Genomic DNA, 20526 nt, shown 5'->3' with positions numbered 1-20526 from the left:
CGAAGCCGAAACTGAAGGGTAAGGGTGACGTTTTCGGGACATCCTGAGGGGCGTTTGACGGAGCTCATGAATTCTGGTCGCAGCAGGTTCCGACGCGTCCTTTACGAGTGCGGACGGCGGGGTGGAGGAGGAAAAATGGAAATGAAAATGACGGAAGACGAAGGGGACGGAACCCGTAAGGTCGGGCTGGGGTCCGACGTTCGGGAGGAACGTTCACGTCGTTCCGTGAAGTGGCATCCCTGGGGAAAAGAAGCCTTCGATGCCGCGGCGGAGGAGGATCGGCCCGTTTTTCTCTCGATCGGCTCTCCGTCCGATCACTGGGGCAGAGTCATGGAACGGGACTGTTTCAACGACCCGGAGGTGGCCGATCTTTTGAACGACACCTGCGTTTCGGTTCGAGTGGATCGTGAGGAGCGCCCCGATCTCGCCGACCTGTTCACGGAGATCTGCCGCATTCAGAACGGCAGCGCGGGATGGCCCCTCAGCCTCTTCCTGACCTCGAAGGGGGAGCCTTTTTTTGCCGCCACCTTTCTGCCCAAGCGGACCACAGGACAGGTTCCGGGGCTGGCGGACATCGTCCCCCGGGTGAAATGGCTCTGGCTGATGCAGCGGGAAGACGTCGTTCGCGGCGCGAAGAGCCTTGTGGATACGATTTCGGCGAAGTTCACCTTTGCTTCGGGAGGGCGTATCGGGACGGTTCACGTTCGCAACGTCATGAAGGAGCTTAAACGAACCAGCGACGCGATTTGGGGGGGGTTTGGACCGCCTCCGAAACGGCATTGCGCTCCCGCCCTGCTCTTTCTTCTGGAGTACGCCAGAAAAGAGTCGAACCTCGACCGGGACGAGGCTTTAGCCATGGTGGACACCACGCTGCGCAAAATGTGGAAGGGCGGCATTCACGATCACCTGGGCGGAGGGTTTGCCCACAGCGCCGCCGACGAGCGGTGGATGGCCCCCCATTTCGAAAAACTGCTTCGGGACCAGGCCATGCTGCTGCGAGTGGCGGCTGTCGCTCAGGAGGTTCATCCTGACGAGTTCTACCGAAGTTTTGCCGAGGATATCGTCACCTGCGTCACCCGGGATTTCACCTCTCCGGAGTCCTGTTTCCTGACCTCCATCGCCGCCGACAGCGAGGGGGAGGAAGGGCGCTTCTATCTCTGGACGGACGAGGAAATCCGCTCCGCGCTGCCTTCGGGAGACGCAGGTCTGTTCTGTGCGGCCGGCGGCATCCTGCCCGGAGGAAATTTCTGCAACGAGGTTTCCGGCGTTCAGATGGGGCGCAACGTGATTTACGAGGCCCTCTCCGTCAGCGATCTGGCGCGGCGTTATGGCATTCGCGCCCCCGAAGTGGCCAAACGTCTGGAAAACGATCGACGGGCGCTTCTCGAAGTTCGAAGCCGCCGACCCGCTCCCGAGGTGGACTCCCGGGTTCTGATGGAGGACAATGGGCTCATGATCGGAGCTCTCGCCCGGGCCGGACGGGTGTTCGAGAGGAAGGAATGGATCCTTGCCGCGGAACGGGCGGCGCTTTTCCTGCAGAAGGTTCTCGTGGACCCCAAGGGCCAGTGGCGTCGTCGTTACCGCCGCAAGGAGGCCGCCGTTCCCGCTCTTCCCGGCGACTACGCCGCGCTGATGTGGGGCGTCATGGAGCTCTGCGAGGCCGCGGAAACGGATCGGCAGAAAAAAGACTGGACGAAATACGTCCTTGACCTTGCCACGGGGCTGGAGATCCATTACCGGGACGGGGAAAAGGGCGGATTTTTCCTCTCCGGAGAGGACGAATCCTGCATTTTTTTCAGGCGAAAAACCGCCGTGGACGACAGTTTTCCCTCGGCCAACGGCATGGCCATGATGGCGTACGTGGCCATGGCCCGGGTTTTCGACGACAAAAAATACGCCCATGCGGCAGGTGAAATCGAGTCCTGCTTCGCTCGCATGGCGGTTCTTCAGCCCATCGAACACGTTTCCGTCGTCACGGCCTCGATGCTGCTGCGGGATCTGAAATACGTAAAAGCTCCCAAAGATGCCGCTCATGAGGATCCGGATCAGGAAAAAACTCAGGACAAACACGAACTCGACGGGTTGGAACCGAAGAACCCCAAAGATCGAGAAGAGCCGGCAAACCTCAGAGAATCCCGCTATCGCCGGGAACGCAGAAGCCCCAGAGACGGAGCGGGAGGCTCCCGCCGGGTCATACACCGGGAGCAGTGAAACGCAGGACGGCGTGAGCGCGTAAAATAAAACGACGCGACAGCCGAAAAGTAAAAGAAAATGACGAGTTGCGACGGGAGGTTTTTTGATGTGAAAAAGACCGGGATGCGAAAGACCTGTAAAAAGGCTCGAATAACGGTATGGGCGTCTGTTCTTCTGATGATTTTGTTCGCGGCGGAGTGCCGGGCGGATTATCAGTTCGACGATCTGTACGGACCCAGCGGAGTGGGCGCTCAGTGGATGGCCGTCACCACCAGCATGACAACGGGGGGCAACGCGACGTTTCGCGCGCCTCTGGACACTGAGGGGAATCTCGCGCTCTCGCGCGCGTCCGTGTACCTCACCAACGGCAGGGGCCTGGCGAGCTCTCCCAATGGCGACGGATGGGGGATTCATACGCTGTTTCTGGTGATGCCCGGCAACAATGGCAGTATGCGGGTGAGTTTCGACTGGCTTCCGCGGGTTCCTTCACCAGGGGAGTCCTTCACTCAGGATGTTCTGGTGGACAACGCCTCCTATCAGGTGGTGAAGACCCCTCTGACCCAGTCCAGCGCGCCGGACAAACTCTTCGACCTCTCCTTCCTCAAAACCGTCGACGCGGGGAAGTACGGCAGCGTTCGGGGGAATTTCATCTTTCACCAGAACCCCAACGACCTGCCCTCTCAGACCCTCCAGGTCCCCTTCATCGTCGCCAACGTCTACGATGGCACGGCGGAGGGAAACCCCCTGCTCTTCCGGTCCACCATTCGGGAAACGGCCACGGGAACCGGAAATGGAGACATCGTCGCCCATGATCGCTTCACCTGGAAGGTTGTGGATGACCTGACTGTCGGGACGGACACGGACTGGGTCTTCGTTCCGATCTCGAAGCTGCCCGTGGACAGCAATGCCGTCAACTATCGCATGAGCACGGAGGTCGTCAACTACACGGGCATCCGCTACGCCATGCAGCGGTACGATGGCTACGTCTGGAACCCCATGTACCCGAGCCGGTGGGCTTTCGACGTTCCCGCCCAGACCGACGTCCCCTCGACTCTTTATCTGGACGAACTCAGCCATATCCCGCCTGGACTGGTCACAACCTACAACCAGAGCTTTAACGTCGTCAGCGGCGTTCGTGAGACCATGCACATGTATCCCGTGGACCCCGCCTCCGGATTCCGCAACCTCACCATTTCCCACCGCTCCATCTTCGGATTGGACCTGGGGACGGGCAGAGACTCCGCGTCGCCCCACGGGTACAGCGTGACGGGATTCAGCCTGCTCTCCGCCGGAACGAATTTTCTGTCCAATGTGGCCAGTGCGCTGGGCGTCTCAGAAGCGCAGATGCCCGAGGGGACCGACGGCGTCATGGGGGGCGCCGTGAGTTACGCCTGGGTGGGAGGGGACGCCATTGGGTCCTTCTCCGTGAGCGCGCCCGTGCCGGGACGCCTGAGCGGCGCGAGTCGGGCGGGAATTCTGCCGCTCCACGTCACGTTCAATCTGCCTCGCTCGAACCAGCTCGTGTACCCGAAATGGGATGAACTGCTCAAAGAGTGGCGCGAGACGGGCGAGATTCGAAATACCTTCATTTCCTCCTTCGGCCTCTATATGCAGGACGCCTTCGGAAACAACCTGGACCTGACGGACTGGCTGAGAAATCAGGGAGCCTACACCAAAACGGTGAAGGTCTTCCTCGACGAACAGCGGAGCGTCCTGACGGTCAGTTTTATCGTTTTGCTTGCGGATGGGCCGAGATCGGTGGTGCGCCTCGTGAACGACACGACGACGGCCACCAGCAACAGCTTTATTGTAGCGATGGACGGCAGCGGCGACAACAAATGGGAGATGACGTTCTTCGTCGCCTCCAACGGATACGTGTCGACGGACCGTCCTCAGTCGAAAAGCAGCAGCGGCGGCGGCTGCAACACCGGGTCGGCGGGGTTTGTTCTACTGATGCTGCCGGTCTGCATCCCCGTGATTGTGAAACGGAGGGGTAAAAAATGAAAAAATTTCTTTTGGCGTGCCTGCTGGTCGCGGCGCTTAGTGACAGTGCTCACGCGGCGACGGCGGTTGGAACTGCGGCGGATCTTATTGAAGCCGTTACGGGAAGCGGTCCCACCTGGCTTACGCCTCAGCCGGCCATTGAAATTACCGCACCCATTACGCTTACGGCTCCCTTGACTGTTGCCGACCCGATTGTTTTTACCGTCAGCGGAACGGGATCTCTGAATGCGACGAGCGGAGGTGGGCTCAACATTACGGGCTCCGGAACCGTGGCGTTCAATGGAGTTCCCTTTCATGGCAGCACGGGCGCGACAATCGTGACTGTCGGGAGCAGTGCGGGGACGGTCACTTTTGGAACCGGCACGAGCTTTCAAAATAACACGGGCGCCTCCGGAGCAGCAGGAGCTGTAAGGATTGACGGCGGAAAAGTAACCTTCACCGGAACCTCTTTCACCAATAACACGCTGGCGACAGGCGATGGAGGGGCCGTCAACGTCAACGGAGGGGAGGCCACTTTCAACAACGTCACTCTGACCAACAACTCCGCCACGGCAGGCAACGGCGGCGCTGTCCATGTGGCGGCCGGCGCAAAGGCGACCTTTACCGGAACACTGAGCGCCACGAACAACAGTGCGGGCGCATCGGGAGGCGCGATCAATTCCGCGGCGGATATTACTCTTCCAGGGGGAACCTTCAGAGACAACACTGCCGGCGCTTCAGGTTCAGGAGGGGCGGTCAACGTCGTCGGGAATCTCACCGTTACGGGAACCCCCACGTTTACGGACAACAGTGCCGGGACTTCGGGAGGGGCCGTCAGCGCCACGGGGACGCTGACCCTGGCCGGAGGTTCGTTCAACACGAACAGCGTCAGCAACGGCAGCGGCGGAGCCATCAACGCCAGTTCTGTCACCGCGTCGAGCGGCGTCACCTTTGCGGATAACACGGCTTCTGTCAATGGCGGAGCGATTAAAGCGGGTTCTGTCACTCTTTCGACAGGGACGTTCACCACGAACAAGGCGACGGGAGGCAACGGCGGAGCTATCGACGCGTCTTCCGTCACCGCCACGGGCTCTGTGACTTTCACTGGAAATGAGGCGGGGACAACATCGGGCGCGGGCGGAGCGATTAATTCGACCGGGCCCGTTTCTCTTGCCGCGGGAAGTTTTCAGGACAACAAAGCGAGCGGGGGAGCTGGCGGGGCCATCAACGCGGGAAGTACCGTCACCATCACGGGAGCCGCCTCCTTCGTAAGCAACCTGGCGGGAGCCGGTTCGGGCGGGGCCATCAACGCGCCTTCAGCGACGGTGACTCTTGCGGGAGGAACTTTTACCACGAATAGGGCGACGGGCGCGGCGAGCGACGGCGGAGCCATCAACGGCAAGATTGTCAACCTGACGGCCGCCGGAACATTCAGTCAAAATACCGCCGGACAGAACGGCGGAGCGATTACGGCCAATGACAGCGCCTCCCTGTCCGGCAGCGCCTTCTCGTCGAATACGGCGGGGCAAAACGGCGGCGCGGTGTATGTCGCGGGAACCGTAACCCTTGCCAACGGCGCGAGTTTTGTGGACAACAAAGCGCAACTGGGAGACGGAGGCGGGATCTGGACCGGAGCCGGCATCGAACTGCCCCAGGGCGCCGGAGTGACCTTCACGGGCAACAGCGCCGATGGAACAACTGCGGCGGGCGGCGACGGCGGCGCTGTTTATTCCGGGAAGAAGATTCGATTTTATGGAGCGGTGTTCAAAAACAATCGCGCCCTTGCCGGCAGTGGAGGCGCGACCAAGAGCGGTGAGGACAGTACGTTTGTCGATTGTATTTTCGGCGGAACCGCCCCGACGGATATAAACACCGCGGAACTGTCCGGAGGGGCGGTGGCCAGCGATGGAGGCGTCATCGCGGATAACTGCAATTTCATCGGCAACACGGCAAAAGAGTTCGGCGGAGCCGTTTATTTCCAGTCCGGCACGAACAATCGTTTTGACAAATCCTATTTCGAAAAGAACCAGGCCGGTAAGGACGGAGGCGCCGTTCATATGGGCGCGAACAATACTTCCGTGGCCTTCAGGCGATCCCTGTTTACCGGAAATTCATCCCTTGACGGCACTTCGAGCGGCGGCGGAGGCGGCGCTGTTTTCGTCCTCGGCCCAGCCACCTTCGACAGTTGCACCTTCACTCTGAATACCGCCACGGCTGCCGCGAACTCCACCGTTGACATCAAGGGCGGCGCGGTTTACGCGGTGGGCAATGTGACCTTCGCCTTCACCAACTGCACCTTCACCCGGAACGAGGCCCGAAGCTCCCAGAGAAACAGCCTGGGCGGCGCGATTTACGTTTCAGGCGAGACCAGTATGCTGTACTGTACCGTGACCAATCAGAACTCCGCCACCTTCAGCGGCGCCAACAGCAACGGCCTGGGCGGCGGCATCTACATCGCGGGGGGGACATTTTCCATTACCGCCAGCGCCGTGGCGGGCAACGCGGCCAGTTTCGGAGCTGACATCTTCCGGGTGGGCGGCGTCACCATCAACACCGGCGGATACAACCGCCTGGGAGAGTACGGTATTATCTCTCAATCCCAGCCCACCAATTATCCCTGGGCATCCGACAGCAACGTTCGGGGGAACAATAAGACGCAGGACCAGACGGGCGTGTCGCAGAGCTCCATGTTCGGCAACGGCGCTCTTGCGGCCAACCCCCCAACATCGAACCCCAACGACATCATCATTGGAGCCGCGGGAGCCACTCACGATCTGCTGACCGTCGCGCTGGTGACGGGAACGGCGGACAACCCCGCGCAGGACCAGATTCCCAATCGGGAGGGAAACCTTTTCAGCTCCCGGGTGGACCAGCGCAACCTGGATCGTCCTCAGCCCAACCCCAACGGCCTTTTCGACGTGGGAGCCTATGAGGCGGAGCAGGCCGGCGGAGGCGGGCCCACCCCCGATCCCGACCAGTATTATGTCGAGTATGTCAAAATGAGCGGCATCCCCAACACGATGGTGAAAATCGGCCAGACCTGCAGCCTGACCGCGACGGTCTACCCCACCCGGGCCACACAGGGAGTCACCTGGTCCAGCAGCGACCCGACCGTGGCCCGCATTGACCAGTTTGGCAACCTCGTTTCCCTGAGACGGGGGACGACGACGATTGCCGTCACCTCGGTGGGCATCATGGCGGACGGCAAATTGGCCACGGATTCCGTCGTTCTGGTGGTGACGGACGAAATGTCCTACACCAACGTTCACCCTGATGTCTGGATCCGGCTGGGAACTTTCAACAACAGTCTCCAGCCGTACAACGAACAGGTTTACTTCGTGGACGCCAATCCGGCGACCGTGAACGCAGCCTCGTTCCAGACCACTTTTAAAGCCGCTTACGGCGTGGAATCGACGCAGGTCACGGAGCTCCAGAACGTGAGCGTGATCACCTTCGACTCGAAGTCCACCTACACGGGAAGCAACTGGGTTTCCACGAAGCCCTCCATCGGCGTTTCTCTGGCCGCTCTGTCCTCTTCCGGCGGGTCTGTTCTGCCGCTGGAGTATACGTGGAACCTGGACTGGGACGAGGTCAGCGGCATCCTTGGCAAAACGGTGACCACGGTCGACAACGCGACGGAGCTTTTCCAGAGGCTGAAACTGGTTTTCGAGAGCGTGAACGGAGCGACGACCCCTGTGGTGGACGCGGACGGAGAGTATGGTATTGCCGCGTCGAAGGCCGTTTCCAGCGGAGCTCTGACGATGACCAACGGCAACAACGGCCTGACCCTGAAGCTGAAGGTTCTGCCGGGTGATGTGGCAGGTAACGGTAAAGCCGCCCTGATCGACAACACGCTGGTTGTGGCGGATGGCGTGATGGATGGGACGATCAGCGGATCCATGTGGCTTCTGAAGCGAACCGGAAGCTCCGTCAATGGCGGCGGCGGCTCTTCGGGCGGCGGCTGCAGCGCCGGATGGGGCGCGGTATTGCTGCTGCCGGCGGTTCTTTTCGCCCTCAGAAGGAGGTATCGGTAAACGTGAAACGAAATTCGCGTTTTTCAGCCTTCGCGTTCGTTTTGGCGCTGGTGCTGTGGACCTCCGGCGCGGCCTCGGCGGCGTCCACCAATCCCTATCATTTCTCCTGGTACCAGCTGAGAGACGTCAGCGGCGAAAAGGACGGGCATACCGTCGCCGGGTCCCAGTGGTTTGCCACGGTTACGGACTGGCACTGGGTTGACAGCGCCTGGGTCGCCTACAGAGATACCGACGGAGGCGAGGCGCCGGAGGCCCCCATGGTCACTTCAGCGGACCTGGTGTCGGACTTCAACGGCGTTTACCTCAAAGACCCTCAGGATGAACTGGCCTGGGGGGACGACGTCAGCTTCGACCCCATCGAGTCGGTCTGTCTCGTCATCACGGAGGGACGGGGTGAGCTGAACGTCAACTTCGGCAACAATTACGCGCATCATATGCCCTACGGCACAAGTGAGCCCGCGATGGAGGACGTTCTGCTGTCGGTTCCCGACTACGTCACGCGGGTGACTCCGGATACCCCGACGCTGGTTCCGGGCGGAAGCTGGCTGGAGACGAACATGAGGCTGCAGTCCGAATCCCCCCAGACCTACGGCAGTTCTCTCGGGTATCTGACCTTTCGTCAGTCGGCCAGCTTCGACACGGCCTTCACGGGGTATCGCGAGTCGATAAAAATTCCGCTGGTGGTGGCGAACGTTTTTGACGGTCCGGCTTCCGAGGCGGGAAACGAGCTGTATTTCGACATGACGGTGCTGAATGGAACCGAGCCCGTCACCCGCCAGAAATTCCGCTGGGGCGCGGCTCAGAACATGACCCGCGACATGGGCACTTTTTTCATGATCCTCGCGTCCAGCGACGCGGCCCCCCGATACGCTCTGAGGACGCGGGTCACCAACAGAACGGGGGTTCGTTACCGTGTCCAGCGCTATGATAACATCGGCAGCGGAGGATACGAAGAAATCTGGCCCCAGTACTGGATGTACGACCTGACTCCGGATCTTTACGCGACGCTGCCGGCTTCCTTCGAGCTGGACCCTCAGAGCCAGATCGCGCCTGGCCTCATCACCACCTACAACAGTTCGATGGATATGACCTACGGCTCCAGCGAATCCCTGAGACTCTATCCCTACCAGGGGGCCGCCGCGCCCAGCGACCTGCGCCTCACCTTCCGCAAGGTGGGGGGGATGCTGCGACAGGGGACGAAGAGCACCACGGGAGCGACGGTGACGGCCTTCAACATGACTTTTGCCGACGTGGCTGAGAACAGCGACAACACGAGGGCGGAAATCGCCAAATACGCGGGGGGATCGCCCTCCATGCCTGTCGCCAGCTTCGATTTTTCCGGAGTTTACGATCGTTACATCAAGGCCGACGCGATTTCGTCTTTCCAGATTTTCGTCGATATGCGGGATCCCTCGGCGGATGTCACCGCGTCCGGAGACGTGGTGAGCTCGAACGACGTGCCCGCCGTTTCGTCCGGCGTTGCGCTGCTGCCCGTCCATATCCGGATGCGCGTCTCCCGGAAGGAAGCCCCTCTTGTGAACCAGTGGGACGCCATCGAAAACGCCGACAGCGTCATCAGCGCCCTGGCCAACATCTGCGCGGTGTGGGTGAGGTCGGACGCCACGGCGGAGCGGGACATGAATCTGTTCACGACCCTGCGCAACAGGGGATACAGCGTGGAAAGATGCGTTCAGGCCTTCACCTATGAAGATTTTGTTTACATCGATTTTATCGTCCTTATCGCGGACGCGGTCAGCCAAAATACCGGAAAAACGGCGTTCTGCGAGGTCGTCCAGGACGACGGCGTTCCCTACATCCTGATTGGCGACGGGGCGGCGGATGGAAAGATAGATCTGAGCTTTTTCGTGGCCCCCGCGGGAGAAGCCCCGTCTCTGGATGACCCCGCGACTCCTACCACCCCTGTGTCTCCGGGGTCCGGGGGAGGCGGCGGCTGCAGTGGAGGCATCCCGGCGGGCGCGGTTCTGCTTCTGCCAGTTCTAAGTACGATCCTTCGCAGACGTCGAAAGTAACTTTACGCCAAATTTGAGTAGTAGTAAAAAGCGGCAGCTGCCTGACTGCGGGCGGCTGTCGCTTAATTTTTATTCGTATATCAAATATTCTGTTATTTTGTGTTTTAAATAAATTCTGCAAAAACTGCTATAATGCAATTAGTATTCGTTCAAACATTACAACGATTCAAAGAATCAGAGGAAAGGTGTGAGTTCAAAACAGAGGGCGGTATTGAGGTTTTCAAAACTGGATTCAGGTAATTGGACACAGGAGTCACACACAGAGAATAAGGAGGCAATACCTGCAATGAGAGAAGTGAAGAGAGGACTGACGGGAATGAGGGGCGCGCTGTTTTCCGTGCTGCTGCTTTGTCTGTCGCTGCTGCCCCTTGATGCCGCAAGAGCTTCGGAATACGTGACGGTTTATCCCAACGGTGTATTCAGCGAGCTCACCACGGCCAATTATCTCAAAGATTCGGCGACCAGCAATATTTCCCTGGCTTACAGCACACAGGACGGCCTCGTGGAGTTCGACCGGTTTGGATACCTTATCCCCTGTATCGCAAAGAGCTGGGAAATTTCCGATGATAACCTCACCTGCACCTTCCATCTCAGGGACGACATCAAATGGTACACGTGGGAAGGAAAGGAATACGCCCCTCTGGTGGCGCAGGACTTCGTCGACTCCGCGAAGTGGATTCTCACCAAGGCGAACGCTTCGTCGCAGAGCAACACGATCTACACGTCCATCAAAAACGCCCGCGAGTTCTACGAGGGCAAAATAACGGACTTTGGAGAGGTCGGGGTCAAAGCCCTGGACGACCACACGCTTCAATACACGCTCCTCAAGCCAATTCCTTACTTTATCAAACAGCTTTCCTTCACGGCGTTTTTCCCTGTGAACGGCAAATTCCTCGCGGAGAAGGGCGATCGTTTCGGGTCGTCGAAGGAGAATCTGCTGTACTGCGGGGCCTACCTGCTGACCGAGTTCGAGCCCCAGCAGCGAAGGATCCTCACGGCGAACGACGGGTACTGGAACAAAGAGGCCAACGAAGTCGAGGAAATGGTTTTTATCTACAACGCCGAGGCGTCGGCCCTTGGGCCGGAGCTGTTCCTTCGGGGAGAGATCAATGACTTCGTCCTTCCGGGCAGCATCGTTGACGAATGGATGAAGGATCCGGCGAAGAAGGCCATGATGTACCCCAATAACCTCACCAACATGTCCTATTTTCTGGCTTTCAACTTCGAGCCGAAGTACGAGGAACAGTACGCGCCCGCCGACTGGGCCGTGGCGGTCAATGACCTCAGCTTCCGCAAATCGCTTTTCCACGCCTTCGACCGGGAGGCCGCCGTTCTCACCGTCGAGCCCTTCAACCCCAAACGCAAACTGCTCAACACCTTCACCCGCAGAGGGCTGGTCAGCCTTGCCGGCGTGGACTACACTCAGCTGGGCGGGTTGAAGGAATATTCGGATAACGAGTCCTTCAATCCGGAAAAGGCGCTGGAGTACAGAGACAAAGCCCTGGAATCTCTCAAAGGGCGGGTGAAATTTCCGATCAGGGTCGTGATGCCCTACGCGACAAACAACGTGGACACGGCCAACCGGATGCAGATCATCGAACAGCAGATGGAAAAACTGCTGGGCACGGATTACATCGATATCGTTCTCGTTTCATATCCGGCCACCGGCTATAACCAGGAGGTCCGCGTGCCCGGGAAATTTTCGATGATGGAGAGCGGCTGGGGGCCTGACTTTGCCGACCCTTACGGCATGATGGTCCCTCTTATGGCGGCCAGCACGAATCGCTGGTTCAGAACGGACAGGGCGAAGGACCTGCAGAGCGCCGACGGCCATTACAGGCTGGAAACGATGTTCGAGGAAGCCGCGTCCGAGGTGAAGGACATGAAGCGCCGCTATGAGCTTTTTGCCGAAGCGGAGAAGCTGGCGCTGGACAACGCCGTTCTGATCCCGTTTTACACGTCGGGCGGCGGATATCGGGCTTCCCTCCTCGACCCGTTTTCGGGGCTTACCGGACAGATGGGGCGTTTCGGCGCCTTCAAGATGAAAGGTATTAAAATGCTGGAAAAGCCGGTGGGAATGGACGATTATCCCAAAGCCCTGGAGAGATACGAGAGCGAAAGAGCGGCCGCGGGCGCTGCCTTGAAATAGGCCCCGCTTTTTGTGGCTCGTCATGCCGGACGTTTCCGTTCCAGGACCATGTTCTGGCGGGGCGTCCGGCTGATTTGCCGTTAATTATGGAGACTGTGATGTGATATGGTTAAGTACGCGTTGACGAGACTGCTGCAATCCCTTCTGACTCTTGTTGTCCTTGCTGTCGCGATTTTTTTCCTTATGCGGCTGATGCCCGAGGAAGGCTACTTCGGAGAGAACTTCGACAAACTCGACAAAATCCAGATCGAAGCGGCGCTGACCCAAATGGGCCTGCGGGACCCTCTTCACACTCAGCTGTATCGGTTTTTGAACAATATCCTTCACGGCGACCTGGGGGAGTCGATCATTTTTCGCCCTCACGTTCCCGTGCTCGAAATCATTGCTCCTAAAATTCACTGGTCGGTGTACTTTGGCCTCGCGTCCATCGCGTTGTCCCTGGCGCTCGGCATCCCGATGGGGATGATGATGGCGCGTTTCAGGGGAAAGTTTCCCGACAGCGTCGGGTCGGGTTACGTGGTGCTGGTCAAGGCCGTGGCTCCGGCGGTCTGCTATATTTTCCTCCAGCTTTACCTTTCGTCCTGGCTGAAGATCCCGATGCTCTTCAACCAGAGGAAACCCATGAGCTGGATCCTGCCCGTGATCTGCATGGCCCTGGGGAACATCGCGAACTATGCCATGTGGATGAGGCGCTACATGGTGGACGAGCTGAACCGGGACTATATCAAACTGGCGCGGGCGAAGGGCATGCCCAACGCGAAAATCATGACGCGCCACGTTCTCCGAAACGCCTTCGTGCCCATGGCGCAGCTTCTGCCCACCAGCATTCTGCTCACGATTTCCGGATCAATCTACGTGGAGTCCCTTTTTTCCATTCCCGGAATGGGCGGGCTTCTCGTCAACGCCATTCAGAGGCAGGATAACACGCTGGTTCAGGCTCTGGTGCTCATTTTTTCCAGCGTTGGCATTCTCGGGCTGTTTCTGGGAGATGTCCTGATGGCGATGGTGGACCCGAGGATTCGGCTGGAGAACAGGGGAGGCGCGCGATGATGCTGCAGGGCAGGGCCGATCGGGTCTGCGAGAACCTCGACCGGCTGAATCAGGATCTTTTCCGCCCCGCCGTCGTGGACGCAACCGTCGGCGAGCGCGTCGGCTACTCCAATTATTCGTACTGGCACTCCACCTGGAAGGTGTTCATGCAAAACAGGGTCGCGGTGTTTTTTATCTGCCTGCTGCTGGGGCTGCTTCTTTTCACGTTCATACAGCCGTTTTTGCCAAATCAGAAAAGCGCCACGGAGATTTTCACCGACGGAGGGGGAAAACAGCTGAGAAATATCCCTCCCGGCGGGGAATTTCGTTTTGGAACCAACGCCATCGGGCAGGACCTGTGGGCGCGAATCTGGAGCGGGACCCGCACCTCGATGTTCATCGGCATGGCGGTGGGGCTCTTCAACGCGCTGGCGGGGGTCACCATCGGGTCCATGTGGGGATACGTCCGGAAGCTGGATCGCCTCATCACGGAGCTCTACAACGTGGTTCAAAATATCCCCGAGACCGTCATCCTCATTCTTGTGGCGTACATCCTGCGGCCGGGGATCGTCACCATCATCTTCGCCATGTGCATAACGGGATGGCTTCCCACGGCCCGCTACGTGCGCAACCAGATCATCATCATCCGCGACCGGGAGTTCAACCTGGCCTCCCGCTGCCTTGGAACGCCGGTGTCCCGCATCATTACGAAGAACCTCCTGCCGCAGCTCGTCTCGGTCATCATGATGAGGACCGCTCTGGCGATTCCTCTGGCCATCGGGCACGAAGTGTTTCTCACCTACATCGGGCTGGGTCTTCCGGTGAGCATTCCTTCCCTCGGCAACCTCGTCAACGAGGGCCGAATCGTGATGATGAGCCCCGCGCTGCGATATCAGCTGCTCTACCCCTCTCTGATTCTGTCGCTCATTACGATCTCGTTTTACATCCTGGGGAACGCGTTTGCGGACGCGGCGGACCCCAGAAATCATGTTTAGAGGGAGGGCGGACAGATGACGGATGCAGAACGGGAAATCGTCCTCTCGGCGGAGGACGTGGTCGTTAAATTCAAACTGAGGGGCGAGGTGCTGACCGCGATTCGCGGGATCTCCATGACGCTGTACAAAGGAGAGAGCTTGGCGATTGTGGGGGAGTCCGGTTCGGGCAAGTCGGTTTTCACAAAAACTTTTCTCGGGATGCTGGACGCCAATGGCTGGGTGGCCAGCGGAAGAATTCTGTATAAGGGAGAGGACCTTGCCCGGTTCAGGACGGAGCGGGAGTGGCTGAAGATCAGAGGTCGGGAGATCGCGATGGTTTTTCAGGATCCGATGACGAGCCTCAACCCCCTTAGAACCATCGGCCGCCAGATCTCCGAGACCATCGAACTTCACAGAAAGGTCAGCCGGGCGGAGGCGCGCAGACTGTCGCTGGAAATTCTGGAAGACGTGGGAATCTCCGATCCTGAGCGGCGTTACGGACAGTATCCCCACGAATTTTCCGGCGGTATGCGCCAGCGCGTGGTGATCGCTATTGCGGTGGCGTGCAACCCGAATATCCTGATCTGCGACGAGCCCACCACCGCCCTCGACGTTACGGTGCAGGCGCAGATTCTGCAGCTGCTTCGGTCCCTGCAGGAAAAATACGGGCTGACTCTCGTTTACATCACTCATGACCTGGGGGTTGTGGCCAGCGTGGCGGACAGGGTCGCGGTGATGTACGCGGGGGACATCGTCGAGTATGGAAAATGCGACGAAATCTTCTACAACTCTCAGCATCCCTACACCTGGGCGCTGCTCTCCTCGCTTCCACAGCTTGGGGTCAAAGGAGAGCCGCTGTTCGCGATCAGGGGGACTCCGCCGAATCTCCACACGGAGATCAAGGGAGACGCTTTCGCGCCGCGCAGCCCTTATGCCCTTGAAATCGACTTTGTGGAGCGGCCGCCGTACTTTGCCGTGAGCCCGACGCACGCCGCGCGGACGTGGCTTCTGGATCCCAGAGCGCCTCGGGTCACGCCTCCGGACTCCATCCTGCGGGCACGTATGCGCTGGAAGGAGGAGGCGTCGAATGGCTGAGAGCACGGGAGAAAAAGTGATGGGGCAGGAAAAAATAATAGAAAAAGAAAAACTGCTGGAGGTAAAAAACATCACGGTTCAATTTGGATCCGGACGAAAAAAGTTCACCGCGGTCCGTGACGTGAGTTTCGACATATACAAGGGCGAGATTTTTGGTCTGGTGGGAGAGTCGGGCTCGGGCAAGACCACCATCGGCCGCGCGATTATACGGATCAACGAGGTGAGCGGCGGCGAAATTCTCTATCGGGGAGAGCGGATCAGCGGAAAAATTCCAGCCGACGTGGACCGGCGGGTCGTCAGGAACATCCAGATGATTTTCCAGGACCCTATGGCCTCCCTCAACGAAAGGGCCAAGGTCGATTATATTGTCTCCGAGGGGCTGTACAACATCGACCCGAACGGCAGCAGCGAAGAGCGCCGGAAAAAGGTCGCTCAGGCGCTTCTGGACGTGGGGCTTCTGCCCGAGTTTGCCGACCGGTTCCCCCACGAATTTTCCGGAGGGCAGAGACAGCGCATAGGAATTGCGCGGGTTCTGGTGATGGAGCCGGAGCTTGTCATTGCGGACGAGCCGATTTCAGCGCTGGATGTGTCGATTCGGGCGCAGGTCCTCAATCTGATGTCGGCCCTTCAAAAGAAAAAATCCCTTACCTATCTGTTCATCGCCCACGACCTGTCCGTGGTGCGGTTCATCACCGACCGTACCGCCGTCATTTACAGGGGGACGATCGTTGAACTCGCCGGGACGGAGGAGCTTTTCACCAATCCGCTGCACCCCTATACACGGGCGCTTCTGGCCGCCATTCCCCAGCCGGACCCCCGCGCCGGGCGCGGCAGAAAAGTTACGGTCTATGACCCTGCCCGCCACCGCTGCGAGACCGACCCTCCTCAGTGGACGGAGATCACGCCGGGACACTTCGTTTCGGCGAACGCAGCTGAGAGGCGGGAGTACGAGGAGATGCTCAAAAAATGAAAATTGCGAAACGTGAGAATTTCGATGTGAGGGAATACGACGCGCTGATCATTCCCTTCAGCGGCGACGCATTTCACGTCGTTCTTCCGGAGGCGCAGGACAGCGCCATTCGGTGCGTGCTTGGGTCCGGCCGGTTCAAAACCGCGCCGGGAAGCCTGTTCGATCTGACGACCTGCGTCGACGGAAAGGTTCTTCACATCATTATGCTGAGAATGGGAAATTTCGCGGAGAGTTCGAATCGTGAAATTTTCCTGCATTTCGCCGATGCTTTCAGAAAATGCCGGAAACTTGAGCTTTCGCGTGTCGCCGTGCTGCTGGACAACGTTCCTGAGCTTCTGAAAAACACGCTGGAAACGAATATCGCGGCGCGGCACGGGCTGCTCGAAAAACTCTGCGAGCTTCCCTGGCTGGCCGCGTACACCTTCAGGGCCTACAAAACCTCGGAAGCTCCGCCGGAGATGGACAGCGTGGACTACATCACGGGCGCGGCCCTGGACGACGTCGTCGAGGAAGCGTCGATTTGCGGTGAAAGCGTGAGGCTCGCCCGGGATCTCGTCAATCATCCCTCTGTGACGATGACGCCTGAACGATTTGCCAGGGAGGCCGAGCGGGTTTGCAACCAGTGCGGCGTCGAGATCGCGGTGTTCGACCGCGCCGGAATCGAAGCGCGGGATATGCGCGCTTTTCTCTCCGTTGCCCGGGCGACAGGCGACGAACCCCGCCTGATCGTGATGCGATACCGGGGCGGCAGTCCTCAGGACGGCACGCTGGGTCTGGTGGGCAAGGGGATCATTTTCGACAGCGGCGGCTATACGATCAAGTCCTCCATGGCGACGATGCATGACGACATGGGAGGGGCGGCGGCGGTTCTCGGGGCCATGCGGGCCATTGCCCTTCGCGGGCTGCGCGTCAATATCGCGGGTATCCTTCCGGTATGCCGAAATATGATTTCTCCCGACGCGTATGTTCCGGGAGACGTCATCGGCTCGAAGTCGGGACGTACGATCGAAGTGCTCAGCACCGACGCCGAGGGGCGGCTCATTCTTGCCGACGGCATAACCTGCGCGATTCGTGAGGAATCCGCCGATACGATCGTGGACATCGCAACGCTCACCGGCGCCGCCAAACAGGCGGTGGGCAACAGGAGCGCGGTCGTCACCTCGACCAGCGAAAAATTGTATGATGAAGCTCGTTTGGCGTCCCTTGCGTCCTGCGAAAAAATCTGGAGGCTGGACCTCGACGGCGAACTGCGTCACGTCATCGACTCTCACGTGGCGGACATCGCGAACAGCCGCCCAGGCAACACTGCGGGCGCAGGGGCGATCATCGCGGCGCTCTTTTTGCGGGAGTTCACGGAGGGACGCCCCTGGCTGCACATCGACATGGCGTCCGTCAACTGGGCGGCCGAAGACGGAGCGTATTTTCAGAAGGGAGCGACCGGTTACGGAGTCTCTCTGCTTTATCGTCTGGCGGAGATCAGATCGCGGGCTAACTAATGCCTGTTTGGGAGGGAGAATCGGTCTGCTCCTGGAGTTTCGCGATCTCTTTTTCGATACGGGCAAGAAACTTTTGTTTTTTCGATGCGGGAAGCTGTGACAGTTTAGGGTCCGTTTCGATACGTTCCCGTTCCCGGAGCAGCATCGACAAAAGAGCGGCGCGCTGTTCTTCCAGCGTTTGGGCTTCGAGGCGCGCATTACGTTCTTCATCCTCTCTGACGAAGGCTCCGCTCACTTGTGATCTCTCCTTTCACCGGATCGTTCATATCGTCGTATCTGTCCCCCCTCGCTATGCCCCTGCTTCTGCTGAAATCAGGGAAGACGGGCATAGCGGGACGGACATGAGCAAATTCGATACCACTGCGATAATGATACCACTGCGGGCGACGGTCAGCCGACGTCGCGGGCTGTAATTAATGAAAAATTTTAAACTGCGGGAGGGGCGAGAAGCGTACCGGTCTCGAAGTGAGACAGGGAACTTTTCAGATCCGCCGTGGACCGGGAAACGTCGCGGGCCGCCGTCATGACCGAGTCGCCGATGCCGGCCGCCGTGCCGCTCAAAGTATTCAACTGAGACATCATCTTCGCGATCTTTTCAGTGCTTTTATTGATGGCGTCTATGGCCTCCGAGATTTCAGTGCTGGTTGCGGCCTGTTCCTCCGCGGTGGCCGCGATGGATTGCATCGAGTCGTTGACGCTGGTGACCTCCGAGAGGGAGGTGTTGAGCCCGCCAATGGTGGAATCGGCCATTTCCATGATTTCTTTCACGGTATCCACGGTGATGGCCGTGGCGCTCATTACTTCGTCCGTATTTTTGCTCAGAGTCGAGACGAGTTCCTCAACGCTTTTCGAAGCATGGCGTGAATCTTCGGCAAGTTTACGGACCTCTTCGGCGACGACGGCGAAACCCCGTCCGGCTTCTCCCGCGCGAGCCGCCTCGATTGCCGCGTTGAGTGCCAGAAGGTTGGTCTGATCCGCGATAGACGCGATAACATCCATAAAGTTCGATATTTCGGCCACCGAGCTCAGAAGCGCCTGCAGCTTTTCCTGATTTGCGGTGGTTCTTTCGTCCACGATGTTGATATTGCTGACCAGACGGCTCACGGAATCCGCGGCCTCCCTGGATAATCTGGTTGTTTTCGACAGGGATTCCACTCCGGCTTCGGACATTTTGGCCACGGACATGGTTCCTTGGACCATCTCGGCAATGCCCAGCGTCCCCTGAGCTACGGCCTCGGAATTTCGGGTACACAGGCCCGATACCTCTTCTATGAGGGATTTTGTGGAGTTCATGGCCTCGTTGTTTTGTCGGGACAGCTCGGTGAGGGTAACCGTTTGTTCCGATATGGAATCGGAATTTTCCGTGACCTTGATAAGGACTTTATGTTGAGTCAAAAGCATGGAAGAGATTGCGTCCACCAGCGCTTTCAGTTCCCCGCCGCCATTGTAGGCGAAGTCTTCACGGGTTATGGAAAGATCGCCTTCCTGCCCTCTTTGGGCAAGCTGGACAATGCGGGCGAGAGGTCTGGAGATCCTTTTTGCCAGCAGCCAGGAGATCACAAAGGCAAGGACGAGAGTGCAGACGGCGGCAATGATGAACATTTTCAGAATATTTGCCGACATTATCCGCTCTTCGTCCAGGGGTTTTTCCGTCAGAAACATTCCGATGATCTCTTCGGAGCCCGGAGTTTTGATGGGGGCGTAGTGCGCATAGTATTCCCTGCCCGATATCATGACGTTTCCCTCGTAGTCGAGGCCTTTTTCCAGAACGGCTTCCACCGCTTCCCGTGGCGCGTCGCTGCCCGTGAGCCTTTTTCCGTTGTTGATCAGAGTCGTGTTGATCCGCGTCTGGCGGTCGTATATCGTCGCCTCCATTTTGAATAACTGCTTTACGTTGTCCACCAGCTGGGTGTCCCTCAGGGAAAGAGCCGTCCTCAGCATACCCACAATTTTACCCTCGTAAACGACAGGGGCGCTGGCGTAGTAGCCCAGTCCCTCCGTGGAGGTGGGGCCAAAGCTTTCGTATGTCTGGCCTTGCAGAGCGACCTGCACGTTCCGGCTTTTGCCGATGTTGTCTCCCACGCGTTTTTTGTCGTGCGGCCTGGCCAGAACCGTCCCCTCTGAGTTCGTCACGGTCACGAGCTTCACTCCCGACGCCTCCATGAGAGGGGTCAGAAAGTTATAGAGCCCCTCGCTGTCCCCCGCAAGAATCAGACGCCCAAGTTCAGGTATGTGCACCAGTTGATCCCGAAAGAACCGGGTCTCGTTCATCGAGTTGGTAAGAATTCTCTGAAATCCTTCAATAGAGGACTCTGAGGCCCCAATGAGTTTCTTTCGGGAGTAGCTGCTGAAGTTGTGTCTGCTGATCAGAAGGCTGCTCACAACGGATACGAGGACTAAAACGAAGGAAACGGAGATGATTTGATGACCGATTTTCATGTTTTTAAACACTTTGTAAACACACCCGTCATTCTATGTTGCTGTCTGCTCACGCAGAAGCCTGTAGCCGACAATTTCCGCAGATGAAGTTCCACGTGCTGCGGAGAGAAAATGTTCGAAACGCTCTCATGTTA

General features: G+C 58.7%; 12 protein-coding genes. 10 read left to right on the top strand and 2 right to left on the bottom strand.

Features of this window, described 5'->3' with window-relative positions:
* Positions 1-141 precede the first annotated feature (141 nt).
* The 10 genes from LBR61_05305 to LBR61_05260 all read left to right on the top strand — a co-directional run bounded on the left by LBR61_05305 (position 142) and on the right by LBR61_05260 (position 17953).
* A complete protein-coding gene (locus LBR61_05305) occupies positions 142-2211 on the top strand; it encodes a DUF255 domain-containing protein (GenBank protein ID MDR1731492.1) in 2070 nt (689 codons plus the stop codon).
* 90 nt (positions 2212-2301) lie between these two features.
* Positions 2302-4197 (top strand): hypothetical protein, encoded by a 1896-nt coding sequence (locus tag LBR61_05300; GenBank protein ID MDR1731491.1) that lies wholly within the window; start codon positions 2302-2304, stop codon positions 4195-4197.
* On the top strand, positions 4194-8210 hold the full coding sequence (locus LBR61_05295) for an Ig-like domain-containing protein (GenBank protein ID MDR1731490.1): 4017 nt from the start codon (positions 4194-4196) through the stop codon (positions 8208-8210). Before LBR61_05300 ends, LBR61_05295 begins: the two co-directional genes overlap by 4 nt.
* Before the next feature lie 2 nt (positions 8211-8212).
* A complete protein-coding gene (locus tag LBR61_05290) occupies positions 8213-10240 on the top strand; it encodes a hypothetical protein (protein ID MDR1731489.1) in 2028 nt (675 codons plus the stop codon).
* Positions 10241-10526: 286 nt separating this feature from the next.
* Complete coding sequence (locus tag LBR61_05285) at positions 10527-12389, top strand: peptide ABC transporter substrate-binding protein (protein MDR1731488.1); 1863 nt, start codon at positions 10527-10529, stop codon at positions 12387-12389.
* Between the two features lie 105 nt (positions 12390-12494).
* Positions 12495-13439 carry an ABC transporter permease gene (locus LBR61_05280; protein ID MDR1731487.1) on the top strand — a complete coding sequence of 315 codons (945 nt, stop codon included), beginning with the start codon at positions 12495-12497 and terminating at the stop codon, positions 13437-13439.
* Complete coding sequence (locus LBR61_05275) at positions 13436-14413, top strand: ABC transporter permease (GenBank protein ID MDR1731486.1); 978 nt, start codon at positions 13436-13438, stop codon at positions 14411-14413. Before LBR61_05280 ends, LBR61_05275 begins: the two co-directional genes overlap by 4 nt.
* 15 nt (positions 14414-14428) lie before the next feature.
* Positions 14429-15487, top strand: coding sequence for an ABC transporter ATP-binding protein (locus LBR61_05270; protein MDR1731485.1), 1059 nt, complete (start codon positions 14429-14431; stop codon positions 15485-15487).
* Positions 15480-16457, top strand: coding sequence for an ABC transporter ATP-binding protein (locus LBR61_05265; protein MDR1731484.1), 978 nt, complete (start codon positions 15480-15482; stop codon positions 16455-16457). The genes LBR61_05270 and LBR61_05265 overlap by 8 nt, the downstream gene beginning before the upstream one ends.
* On the top strand, positions 16454-17953 hold the full coding sequence (locus LBR61_05260; GenBank protein ID MDR1731483.1) for a leucyl aminopeptidase family protein: 1500 nt from the start codon (positions 16454-16456) through the stop codon (positions 17951-17953). Before LBR61_05265 ends, LBR61_05260 begins: the two co-directional genes overlap by 4 nt.
* Here the strand turns inward: LBR61_05260 and LBR61_05255 are convergent.
* Complete coding sequence (locus tag LBR61_05255) at positions 17946-18188, bottom strand: hypothetical protein (protein ID MDR1731482.1); 243 nt, start codon at positions 18186-18188, stop codon at positions 17946-17948. The two genes, LBR61_05260 and LBR61_05255, sit on opposite strands and share 8 nt — an antisense overlap.
* 191 nt (positions 18189-18379) lie before the next feature.
* The gene (locus tag LBR61_05250) at positions 18380-20392 is read right to left on the bottom strand and encodes a methyl-accepting chemotaxis protein (GenBank protein MDR1731481.1); all 2013 of its coding nucleotides are present in this window, start codon (positions 20390-20392) and stop codon (positions 18380-18382) included.
* Positions 20393-20526 lie beyond the last annotated feature (134 nt).

The sequence above is a fragment of the Synergistaceae bacterium genome, from assembly GCA_031272035.1.
In the GTDB taxonomy this organism is placed as follows: domain Bacteria; phylum Synergistota; class Synergistia; order Synergistales; family Aminobacteriaceae; genus JAISSA01.
The sequence above is the reverse complement of the archived record's forward strand: the minus strand, read 5'-3'. Positions and strand labels throughout refer to the sequence as shown.

Bases quoted from the DNA above. Each gene is read 5' to 3' on its own strand.
- LBR61_05305 (MDR1731492.1), top strand. From the start codon at position 142: ATGAAAATGACGGAAGACGAAGGGGACGGAACCCGTAAGGTCGGGCTG.
- LBR61_05295 (MDR1731490.1), top strand. From the start codon at position 4,194: ATGAAAAAATTTCTTTTGGCGTGCCTGCTGGTCGCGGCGCTTAGTGAC.
- LBR61_05285 (MDR1731488.1), top strand. From the start codon at position 10,527: ATGAGAGAAGTGAAGAGAGGACTGACGGGAATGAGGGGCGCGCTGTTT.
- LBR61_05280 (MDR1731487.1), top strand. From the start codon at position 12,495: ATGGTTAAGTACGCGTTGACGAGACTGCTGCAATCCCTTCTGACTCTT.
- LBR61_05275 (MDR1731486.1), top strand. From the start codon at position 13,436: ATGATGCTGCAGGGCAGGGCCGATCGGGTCTGCGAGAACCTCGACCGG.
- LBR61_05270 (MDR1731485.1), top strand. From the start codon at position 14,429: ATGACGGATGCAGAACGGGAAATCGTCCTCTCGGCGGAGGACGTGGTC.
- LBR61_05265 (MDR1731484.1), top strand. From the start codon at position 15,480: ATGGCTGAGAGCACGGGAGAAAAAGTGATGGGGCAGGAAAAAATAATA.
- LBR61_05260 (MDR1731483.1), top strand. From the start codon at position 16,454: ATGAAAATTGCGAAACGTGAGAATTTCGATGTGAGGGAATACGACGCG.
- LBR61_05250 (MDR1731481.1), bottom strand. From the start codon at position 20,392: ATGAAAATCGGTCATCAAATCATCTCCGTTTCCTTCGTTTTAGTCCTC.